Below are 9,648 nucleotides of genomic sequence, written 5' to 3'. Positions count from 1 at the left end.
CGACCGCAAGGTGCTGCTCGACCGTCTCTATCGCGCTGTCTTCGACCTGGCGACCCCGGCCGCGCAGCGTGGCCGCGTGCCGTTTCTGCCAAAGCGGATGCGCAAAGCGGCCTGACGGGTAAGCTGGCGTTTCCTGGCGGCATAATAGTCTCGGACGATCTATATTTTAGATTTTGCTTAAATAATTTACAGATATTCATACTGTTGCTGCGTGGCCACAGTCACAAGTTGCAGGATTTGCTATCAAAGGCTTGGCGGGGCGCTAAGCCGATGAATATTGCCAAGTCTATTGTATTGACGGGACTGGTCTTGGGCGTCCACGGGATCAATATTGACTCCGCCAGGGCAGGCGATGCCTCACCGTCCTGGAGCGGCTTCTATGCCGGCGCCAATATCGGCTATGGCTGGATTCGGGCGGCGTCGGGCTCCCTCCGCATACGGCTATTCCCGACCTCGTGCCTGTAGTGGAAGCCCTTGTGAGAGCCGGCTCGTTCCCGACGTCGTTGTCGCCCGACGCGCGCGGCGTCGTCGGTGGCGGCCAAGCCGGTTACAATTGGGAATTGCCTTCGGGCTGGGTTGTCGGCGCGGAGACGGACCTGCAGGCCTCAGGCATCAAAGGCTCGACGAGCGCGACCATCATCGATCCGCATTATTTCGACGAGGATCTGGGTCAGGATGTCTTTTTCGACAGCACACGCACAGCAGTCAGCAAGAAAGTGAATTGGTACGGCACTGTGCGCGCCCGCGCGGGCTATCTCCTCGATCCGCAATGGCTGGTCTATGCCACCGGCGGCCTTGCCTACGGCAAGACGAGCCTGGGTTTTCATGTCGAGGACCTGATCCCAAGCTGCTTGCCCGACGCCACGATTTGCGGCGACGGCTCAAAGTCGGGCGTTCGCCTGGGCTGGAGTCTCGGAGCCGGCGTCGAGACGATGCTGGCGCCGAACTGGAGTCTGAAGGCGGAATATCTGTATGTTGATCTCGGCAAGCGAAGCTTTGATGCCTCGACCATAACGCCGGTGGATTTCAAGGTATCAGCCAAATATCACGAACAAACAGTACGTGTCGGGCTGAACTACCACTTCAACTGAGCCGGTGAAGCGCCGTTCAGTCCGCGCCTTCCTCGGGATCGATAGCCGAAGACTCGTTGGCCAGAACCTCGATTTCCTGGTTCTGGCCGGCAACGACAGCAAAGTCCTTCTGGTAGATGCGGTCGCGGTTCTTGGCGATGATGGTGTACTGGCCCTCGGCCAGCACCATCGAGGCGAAGGCGCCGACCGCCTCCTTGATCGGATCGCCGCTCTCGTTGAGCAGCGACCAGGACGTGTCGGCAATGGCTTCGCCGCCGGCCTCGCGCACCAGCTTCATCGTCATCTCGGCGGCGCGGTGCTCGACGGTCGCTTCCGTCAGCTTGCCGGCCTCGACGCGGATGTCGGAGCGGATCACCGCGTTGACCGCGCCGTAGGTGGAGACGACATGGTAGGTACCGGCATTCAGCCGCACCACGGTGTTCGGCGCGACGTCGGGGGCGATCAGCGGCCGGTCGCCATTGGCCGCCGCCTCGCCTTCATAGATCGAGAAGCGCAGTTTCTTCGAGGGGATGGGCGCGCCGCCCGACGTCACGGCGTCGAGCTTCAGGCCGCCGGCATCGAGCACGAGGCTTTCGCGCCGGGCATCCTTGCCGACGGTGATGCGCTTGGTGGCGCCGGCGCGTCCATAGGAGGCATGGACGAGATAGCTGCCAGGGTCGAGCTGAAACACGGCCGTGCCGCCATGCGCGGATGCCACCATCGGCAGCTTGCCGTCGCTGGCGGGCTCCGGCTTGAAGACGCGCCAGACGATGCCGCGGGTGATGTCGGAGCCCTTGTCGGTCAACTGCGCCGACAGCGTGATGGCGCCGCCATTGCCGAGCGCCAGCGGGCCTTCGCTCTTGGGGTTCGCATAGCTGGAGATGCCAGGCAGCTTGATGTCGCCGACATCGTTGGCATTCTGCGCCAGCGCGTAGGAAACCGGCACCGCGAACAGCGCGGCGACCAGCCAGACCACGACAAAGCGCAGAGTCCCCTCAAACATGCCTTGCGTTGAAGCCCAAGGCGGTGGCAATTTCAAGGCCTAGGAGCGCGCTGCTTTCTCTCGGCTGCTTCTTATCCGGCGCAAAACGCCACCGCCCGAGCCGCCCGACCTCCCGATGGCGTGCTTCAGCTCAAAATCGAATGCTATTGAATGCTTAGGAGACTTGCGCCCATGGCGTCGCCGATCATCGATTTCCTGCTCACCCGCAATTCCGTGTCGATCCCCGATCTCAAGGAGCCGGCGCCGAGCGACGCCGAGATTGCGACGATGATCGCGGCGGCCTCGCGGGTTCCCGACCACGGCAGGCTCGAGCCCTGGCGTTTCATCCTCTATCGCGGCGAGGCGCGCGTCGAGATCGGCAAGAAGCTGGCAGCACTTGCCGAACAGCGCGAGGGCCCGTTGCCGGAAGGCCGGCGCAATCAGGAACTGGCGCGCTTCTCGCGCGCGCCGCTGGTGATCGGCGTCGTGTCGGTGCCGAAGGAGAATCCGAAGATTCCGCAGTGGGAGATGTTCCTGTCGGGCGGCATGGCCGCCATGAACCTGATGATCGCGGCCAACGCGCTGGGCTATGGCACCAACATGATCAGCAACTGGTACTCCGATGTCGCCGAGGGCAGGGCGATCCTCGGGCTTTCGCCGCAGGAGCGCGTCGTCGGCTTCGTCCATATCGGCTCCTATCAGGGGCCGGCGCCAGAGCGGCCGAGGCCCGATCCGGCAAAGCTCTATGCAGATTATACCGGCCCCTGGGCCGGATAGTCACATCCCGCGCACCTTGGAAGCCGCGGCGGGACTGTCGCGACGCGCCGTCATGACGGCGCGCACGAAACCCGGCTCGCCGATCCGGATGCTGCCGTCAGGAAGCCCCAGAATGCGGTCGAGCGCGATCTCGTAGAGCCTGACGCGCTTCTCGAGGGCGTCGATGGCGATCTCCATATCGGCATCGCTGCCGCCGGCGAGCGCCTTGGCGGTGACGTCATGCGTCGCCAGGCCGAACTGCATGACGACGTCGGCGACGCCTTCCGGATCGAAAGTCCGGAAGGTGCCATCCTCGATACCTTGCCGGATGATCTCCACCAGCACCGGCGAGAAAGACTTGCTGGCCGCAAGGTTGATGCGATGGAAAAGCACCAGGTTTTCCGGGCGGAACAGCGTCGCGAACAGCGCCCATGCTTCCGCCGCGGTCTCGATCTTGGCCTGGCGCGACGTCGCCAGCAGGGCGTTCAAGCGTCCGAGCGGATCGAGGTCCGGATCGTCGACGATCTTCTGGACGCCGGCCAGCGCCTGCCTTGCGAAACGCTCCGCCAATGCCTCCAGCAGGGCCTCCTTGGAGGCGAAATAGTGGTAGAAGGCGCCTTTCGAGACGCCGGCGGCCGCGATGACGTCGTTGAGGCTTGCCCTGTCGTAGCCATGCGTCAGGAACAGGGCCTGGGCATGATCCAGCAGTTCTTCGCGTCTTAGTTCCGGATGCTTGATGATGCGGGGCATGGCGAAACCTTGTGCATGCGGCGGCCGTGCTCGTCCAGATGCCTCGCGTTGATTGCGCTTGAGGATAGACTACCGGTCGGTATAATAGACCACTGGTCGGATTCGGCAACAGTGGCGGGGGATGTCACGGAAGGTTGGTCATGATCGCGAGATTGGTTTTCCAGACATTCGTATGGTTCGGCATCATAGGCGTGCTGCTGTTTCTGTCGGCCGGCACGCTGCACTGGACCGGAGGCTGGGTGTACATAGCCGTGATGGTCGGACTGAGCCTTACCATGGGCGTGGCGCTGGCCCGGCGCGATCCAGGCCTGATGAATGAACGCCTCCGCCCGCCGATCCAGAAGACACAGACGACGGCCGACAAGATAGTGCTGAGCATATTGCTGCTCGGTATCTTCGTCTGGCTGGCACTGATGGGGCTCGACTTCCGTTTCGGCTGGTCGGCAGCTCCCGTCTGGGTGCAGGTGGCCGGCGCGCTGATCCTGCTCGTCGGCATCTGGATCTGCTATCTCACGATGCTGGAAAACAGCTTCGCAGCACCCGTCGTGAAGATCCAGGACGAGCGTGGGCAGAAGGTGATCACCACCGGTCCGTATGGCTATGTCCGCCACCCTATGTATGCAGGCGCCATACTCTATTTCGCCGGTACCGCACTTCTGCTCGGCTCCTGGTGGGGACTGGCATTGGTGCTTGCCTTCATCGCGCTGCTCGCCATCCGTACCTTCATCGAGGAAAAGACCTTGCGGACCGGCCTGCGGGGCTATGACGACTACGCCGCGCGCGTCCGCTACAAACTGATCCCGATGGTTTGGTGACCTCAGCCAGGGCTGCCTGCCGCCCTGGCACGGGCCAGCAAGCGCTCGGCCAGCCGCAGATGCGGCCGGTCGTACATCTTGCCGTCGATGCCGACGACGCCCGGATTTCCCGCCGCCGTAAAGGCGTCCACGATCGCCTGCGACCGCTCGACCGCTTCGGCGGACGGCGTGAAGGCGGCGTTGATGACCGGCACCTGCGCCGGATGGATCGCCATCTTGCCGGTGAAGCCGTCGCGCTCGGCCTCGCGGCATTCTGTCTCGAAGGCGGCCATGTCACGGAAATCGGGAAAGACAGTGTCGACGGCAGCGACTTCCGCTGCTCCCGCCGCCAGGATGGTCATGGTGCGCGCCAGCCGAAACACATCTGTGTAGCGGCCGCTTTCGTCGCGGGTCGAGCGTGCGCCGATCGCGGCGGACAAATCCTCAGCGCCCCAGGTCAGGCCGGCAAGCCGAGCGCTCGTTCCAGCATAGCTCGCCGCCGTGAGCACGCCCGCCGCGGTCTCGGTGATGATCGGCAGGACTTTGATGCCGCCGTCCGGCAGCCCGTTCTCGGCCTCATGTACCCGGAGCTTTGCCGCTAGCTGTTGCACGTCCTGCCCGCTGTTCGACTTGGGCAGCATGATGCCGTCGGGCTTCGCGGGGACAAGGGCGGCAAGGTCGTCGTCGGTGAGGCCGGTGGTAAGATCGTTGACCCGCACATAGATGGCCGAACCCGTCCTGTGTCTTTGGCTGGTGACGAACTCGGCTGCGATCGCGCGTGCCGCCCCCTTGTTCGCAGCGGCGACGGAATCCTCGAGATCGACGATGACCACGTCGGCGCCGGCCTCGAATCCCTTTTCCAGCTTACGCTCGGAATCGCCAGGCACGAACAGCAGCGATCGCATCAGGCCGCCTTCTTAAGCATCATCGCCTGCCGGGTGCATTTGGCGACGAGAACGTCATTCTGATTGTAGGCGCGGTGCTCGAACTCGACGATGCCGCGATCGGGTTTCGACTTGGACTCGCGCAGCGAGACGACCGTCGTCTCGACCCGGATGGTGTCGCCGTGAAAGACCGGGTGCGGGAACACGGTCTCCTTCATGCCGAGATTGGCGACTGTGGTGCCGACGGTGATGTCGTTCACCGAAATGCCGATCATCAGGCCGAGCGTGAACAGCGAATTCACCAGCGGTTTGCCCCATTCGGTTTTCGAGGCGAAGTCGAAATCGATGTGCAAAGGCTGCGGGTTCAGCGTCATCACCGAAAACAGCATGTTGTCGCTCTCGGTCACTGTCTTGCGCAGCGTGTGGTGGAAGACGTGGCCGACGACAAACTCTTCCAGATAAAGCCCGGCCATGGTCGATCTCCTCCAATGTGCTTGCTTGATAGGCGTTGGCCGCGCGTCCATCAAGCCGGTTAAGAAACATGGTGAACCGTTCGTAAACCATTTCCAGACTACCGTTCGCAACGGGGCCGGGAACATTCCGGCATGGGCGTAGCTGGTCGGTATGGTTGTTTCGCACTTTCTAAAGTGGATTGATACGGCAAGGGTTTCCGAGCGTGCCGCCGCCGCGAGCGCGCTGGCGCGTGCCTATATCAATTCCGATCTGCCGTTCGAGGATCGCTGCGCCGCCGAGGCGGCGCTGACGCTGCTTTTGGACGACGCGTCCTCCAAGGTGCGCCTGGCGCTTGCCGAGGCGCTGTCGATGAGCCATCACGCGCCGCCGCAGGTGATCAGCGCCCTGGCCGCCGACCAGCCGGAAGTGGCCGCGCTGGTCCTGGCGCGTTCGCCGCTGCTTACCGATGCCGATCTGGTCGAGCGCGTCGCCTGCGGCCAGAAGGCGACGCAGAAGCTGATCGCCAACCGTTCGGTCGTGTCGATGTCGCTGGCGGCGGCAATCGCCGAGATCGGCGAGCCGGAAGCCTGCGCCGCGCTGGTCGGCAACAGCGGCGCCGAGATCGCTTCGCTGAGTTTTCGCCGCATGGCCGAGCGGCACGGCCACCTGCCGCTGGTGCGTGAGGCGCTGATTGCCGATCAGCGCCTGCCCGCCGATTGCCGGCACATGCTTTTGGTCAAACTCGGCGAGACCCTGAAAGGTTCGCCGCTGGTGCTGGCGATGATGGGGGCGGCGCGCGCCGACCGCGTGATGCGCGACGCCTGCGTGAAGGCCTCGGTCACGCTGATCGAGGGAACGCGCATGGAAGAGCATGCGGCGTTGATCGAGCATCTGAGGTTGCGCGGCGACCTTACCGCAAGCTTCATCATCCGCACCATCGCGCATGGCAAGGTCGATTTCTTCGGCTCCGCGCTGGTGGCTTTGGCTCAGCAGTCCGAGCAGCGTGTGACCGCGCTTCTCGCTGGCGGGCACGACGTGGCGCTGCAGGCGCTGTTCCGCAGCGCCGGATTTGCGCCGGCGACGCATGGCATCATCCTGCGCGCGCTGAAAATCTGGCGTGAGGTGGCCAATGGCCGGCGTGTCGCCGGCGTGCAGGAAGTGAGTTGGCTGATGCTGAAGGAACTCGGCGGCCAATCGGCCGAGGGCGATCTTGCGGGGCTGGTGAAGTCGATCCATCTCGACGCCTTGCGCGAGAACGCGCGCGGACATGCGCTGGCCATCGCCGCGGCCTAAAGCAAGTCTTACTCAGGTCTCAGCCGAGTTCTTGGGCGAGCCCGATGAGAAGCCCTCCAGGCCCGCGGATGTAGCAGAGCCGATACGCGTCTTTGTACTGGACCACTTCGCCGACGAGCTCGGCGCCGCGTTTGCGGAGCCTCTCAAGCGTGTCGTCGACATCGTCCACGGTGAACATGGCACGGAGGTAGCCCAGGGCATTCACCGGGGCGTTGCGGTGATCCGCGACGACAGTCGGCCTGAGGAAGCGGGACAACTCGAGCCGGCTGTGGCCGTCCGGCGTGCGCATCATGGCGATCTCGACGTGCTGATCGCCAAGTCCCGTGACACGTCCGGCCCATTCTCCTTCGATCGTGGCCCGCCCCTCGAGCTCGAGGCCGAGCTCGCGAAAGAAATCGATCGTCGCGTCGAGGTCCTCGACGACGATTCCGATGTTGTCCATCCGTTTGAGCGCCATGTGTCCACCCTAAAAAGTATCGACCTGTCCAACAAGGAACCGTTCCTGAAACGGTTCGACCTGAAACGCGGCACGCCCCGAATTGTTCAAGCACGACCCTTCGCAAAGAAATCCGGATAGTCTTCCATCGCCGCGGCGATGATGCGCAGCGAGGCGGCGACCTGCAGCATTTCGAGCCGATCGCTGCGTTGGGCGATGTTGGCCGCATATCGCCTCGCCACCGCGACGGTCGCGGTCTGCGGCTCTTCCGGCCGTCTAAACAGCAATTCGCGCGCCAGGCCGCGCAGGAAATTGCCGATAGACTCGACTGTCTCGTGCGGGACGGCAGAGTTCAGTTGCGCGTGGCGCAGCCGCAGCACCTCCAGCCCTACGGTGACGGCGGCGATGCTTCCGCCAAGGACGGGGTCGCCCTTGCGGCCCGTCCGCTGCACCTGCGGCATCAACTGGTTGATCCGGTCATAGGCGAGGCTTTCGAAGGCCGAGCGCCGGGGTACCCGTTCATGCAGGCAAAGCCGCGCGAGATCCTCGCGCATCGCCTGCGAGATGCGCTCCACGGTGACCCGGGGATCGGCAGGCAGCACGACGATGAAGACGCCGATGGCAATCAGGATGCCGACCAGGATCGACGCCGAGCCGGCGAAGAACGCCCCTGGATCGTAGACCATCTGCTGATGCGGGCTGAGGAAGGCGAGGAAGTTGATGGCGAAGGCGGTGGCGACGCCGACATGGCGCGGATTGGCCATGCCGAGCGCCGCCGGCACCAGGATCGGCACGACAAAGAGCGTGAACCAGCCGAAGCCGGGCAGCGCCGGCAGCGCGACCTGGCCGACGAGGAATGCGAAGGGCAGCGCGATCAGCGTCCCGGTGAAGAAACCCCAGGCGGACTGCACCGGATCCGGACGCGCCGCGAACAGGCTGGAGACGACGGCGACGAGGATGACGGTGCCCGCGGCCTCCGACCATTTGGTCGTCAGCCAGAAGATCGCCACGAGCAATGTCGCGAGCGTGGCGCGCACGGCGTTTCGCCATGCGGCCTGGTAGTCGCGGTGGACGACCAGCGCCGGCTGGCCTCGATCGCTCGATTTCCGGGAGGCGGGCGAGCGAAGCGCGTCAAGCCCGCGCATCACCTGCTTCAGCGCCTCGGCGAAATCGCCGGCAATGGTCAGGCGGGTGATGGTGCCGACCTTGTCTTCACCGGTATCGTTGGGGCCGGCATCGTTTGGGTTGGTATCTTTGGGCAGGTCGGGCATCTCCCTGGCCTTGCCGGCGATCGCGTCGAGCCGGGCGACCCAGGGGGCCGTGTCTTCGAGCGCGCCGGGCGTCGCCGCCAACTCGCCGACGAAGGCTTTCAACTCGCGGCGCATCGGGATGAGCGCCGCATTCCTCGGCGCGCGGTGGCTATGCAGCGCGCGCGCCGCTGAAAGCGCCCACAGCAGCTGGCCGATCGTGCGCCGCACCGGATGCGCGCGGGTGGCGAAGCTCGGCGCCTCCAGTCGCGCATAGGTGCGCATCTCGGCGAGCGTCTGGGCATCGGTGATCAGCTTGCGCTGGAGCGCGGCAAGGCTTGCCGGATCGCCACCGGAAAAAGCGCCGGACGCATATTCGGCGAGGTCGAGGATGCTGCGCTTCAGCCTGGAGATGATGGCGTCGGCCGCGAGCTTCGGCAGGATCAGCCGGCTGGTGACGCCGGCGCAGACGATGCCGAGCACGATCTCGGCGCAGCGCGCGATCGCCAGGTCGATGACGATATGCGGCTGTCCGAGGGCCGGCAGGCTGATGATCATCGCGGTGTAGCCGGCAAGCGCGGCGCCATAGGCTTCCGGGTTGCGCAGCAGCGACGAAACCAGCGTGCAGACGCCGATCCAGAGCGCCAGCACGCTCACCAACAGCCAGGGATTGGCGCCGAACAGCGATGTGATGCCGACCGCCGCCAGGCCGCCGGCCAACGTGCCGAGCAGCCGGTAGAAGCCTTTTGCCAGCACCATGCCGGCAACCGGCTGCGCGACGATGAAGACCGTCATCATCGCCCATTGCGGATGGTCGAGCTTCAGCGCGTAGGCGGCAAGCAGCGCGATCAGACCGGCCGAAACCGTGCGCAGGGCAAAAATCCAGTCCGAACGGGTCGGCTGCGTCAGACCGCTTAGCGTCGTCTCGACAAGCTCGTTCAACCGCGTCCAGGTCACATCGGTTCTCCGTGCCGGAGATTGTT

10 protein-coding genes are annotated in these 9,648 nt (G+C 64.5%); 4 read left to right on the top strand and 6 right to left on the bottom strand.

The features are described 5' to 3' along the window. Positions 1-476 precede the first annotated feature (476 nt). Positions 477-1,091 carry an outer membrane protein gene (locus tag FJ471_RS25080; protein ID WP_181179713.1) on the top strand — a complete coding sequence of 205 codons (615 nt, stop codon included), beginning with the start codon at positions 477-479 and terminating at the stop codon, positions 1,089-1,091. 16 nt (positions 1,092-1,107) lie between these two features. Here the strand turns inward: FJ471_RS25080 and FJ471_RS25075 are convergent, their stop codons facing one another. After that, positions 1,108-2,073 (bottom strand): hypothetical protein, encoded by a 966-nt coding sequence (locus tag FJ471_RS25075; protein WP_140807413.1) that lies wholly within the window; start codon positions 2,071-2,073, stop codon positions 1,108-1,110. Between the two features lie 171 nt (positions 2,074-2,244). Between FJ471_RS25075 and FJ471_RS25070 the strand changes: the two genes are divergently transcribed. Then, a complete protein-coding gene (locus FJ471_RS25070; protein WP_140807412.1) occupies positions 2,245-2,829 on the top strand; it encodes a nitroreductase in 585 nt (194 codons plus the stop codon). Here FJ471_RS25070 and FJ471_RS25065 read toward each other — a convergent pair whose 3' ends face one another. Continuing rightward, positions 2,830-3,558: a TetR/AcrR family transcriptional regulator gene (locus FJ471_RS25065; protein ID WP_140807411.1), complete on the bottom strand. Its 729-nt coding sequence runs from the start codon at positions 3,556-3,558 to the stop codon at positions 2,830-2,832. Positions 3,559-3,698: 140 nt separating this feature from the next. Between FJ471_RS25065 and FJ471_RS25060 the strand changes: the two genes are divergently transcribed. After that, positions 3,699-4,373 (top strand): isoprenylcysteine carboxylmethyltransferase family protein, encoded by a 675-nt coding sequence (locus FJ471_RS25060; protein ID WP_140807410.1) that lies wholly within the window; start codon positions 3,699-3,701, stop codon positions 4,371-4,373. 2 nt (positions 4,374-4,375) lie between these two features. Here FJ471_RS25060 and FJ471_RS25055 read toward each other — a convergent pair whose 3' ends face one another. Together FJ471_RS25055 and FJ471_RS25050 are read right to left on the bottom strand one after the other, a co-directional pair. Continuing rightward, positions 4,376-5,257 carry a CoA ester lyase gene (locus tag FJ471_RS25055; protein WP_140807409.1) on the bottom strand — a complete coding sequence of 294 codons (882 nt, stop codon included), beginning with the start codon at positions 5,255-5,257 and terminating at the stop codon, positions 4,376-4,378. Then, complete coding sequence (locus tag FJ471_RS25050; protein WP_140807408.1) at positions 5,257-5,709, bottom strand: MaoC family dehydratase; 453 nt, start codon at positions 5,707-5,709, stop codon at positions 5,257-5,259. The genes FJ471_RS25055 and FJ471_RS25050 overlap by 1 nt, the downstream gene beginning before the upstream one ends. Positions 5,710-5,860: 151 nt before the next feature. Between FJ471_RS25050 and FJ471_RS25045 the strand changes: the two genes are divergently transcribed. Next, positions 5,861-6,982, top strand: a complete 1,122-nt coding sequence (locus FJ471_RS25045; protein ID WP_140807407.1) for a DUF2336 domain-containing protein — start codon at positions 5,861-5,863, stop codon at positions 6,980-6,982. A 19-nt stretch (positions 6,983-7,001) separates the two neighbouring features. On the opposite strand, the gene FJ471_RS25040 is transcribed toward FJ471_RS25045, so the two are convergent. Together FJ471_RS25040 and FJ471_RS25035 are read right to left on the bottom strand one after the other, a co-directional pair. Further along, positions 7,002-7,439: a VOC family protein gene (locus FJ471_RS25040; RefSeq protein ID WP_140807406.1), complete on the bottom strand. Its 438-nt coding sequence runs from the start codon at positions 7,437-7,439 to the stop codon at positions 7,002-7,004. An 86-nt stretch (positions 7,440-7,525) separates the two neighbouring features. Then, on the bottom strand, positions 7,526-9,622 hold the full coding sequence (locus FJ471_RS25035) for an FUSC family protein (protein WP_140807405.1): 2,097 nt from the start codon (positions 9,620-9,622) through the stop codon (positions 7,526-7,528). Between the last annotated feature and the right edge of the window lie 26 nt (positions 9,623-9,648).

The sequence above is a fragment of the Mesorhizobium sp. B2-7-1 genome, from assembly GCF_006440735.1.
GTDB lineage: Bacteria > Pseudomonadota > Alphaproteobacteria > Rhizobiales > Rhizobiaceae > Mesorhizobium.
Note: the sequence above shows the minus strand (reverse complement) of the source record. Positions and strands in the feature narration are given on the sequence as shown.

Coding starts and splice junctions, on each gene's coding strand:
- FJ471_RS25075 (WP_140807413.1), bottom strand. CDS start 2,073: ATGTTTGAGGGGACTCTGCGCTTTGTCGTGGTCTGGCTGGTCGCCGCG.
- FJ471_RS25070 (WP_140807412.1), top strand. CDS start 2,245: ATGGCGTCGCCGATCATCGATTTCCTGCTCACCCGCAATTCCGTGTCG.
- FJ471_RS25065 (WP_140807411.1), bottom strand. CDS start 3,558: ATGCCCCGCATCATCAAGCATCCGGAACTAAGACGCGAAGAACTGCTG.
- FJ471_RS25060 (WP_140807410.1), top strand. CDS start 3,699: ATGATCGCGAGATTGGTTTTCCAGACATTCGTATGGTTCGGCATCATA.
- FJ471_RS25055 (WP_140807409.1), bottom strand. CDS start 5,257: ATGCGATCGCTGCTGTTCGTGCCTGGCGATTCCGAGCGTAAGCTGGAA.
- FJ471_RS25050 (WP_140807408.1), bottom strand. CDS start 5,709: ATGGCCGGGCTTTATCTGGAAGAGTTTGTCGTCGGCCACGTCTTCCAC.
- FJ471_RS25045 (WP_140807407.1), top strand. CDS start 5,861: ATGGTTGTTTCGCACTTTCTAAAGTGGATTGATACGGCAAGGGTTTCC.
- FJ471_RS25040 (WP_140807406.1), bottom strand. CDS start 7,439: ATGGCGCTCAAACGGATGGACAACATCGGAATCGTCGTCGAGGACCTC.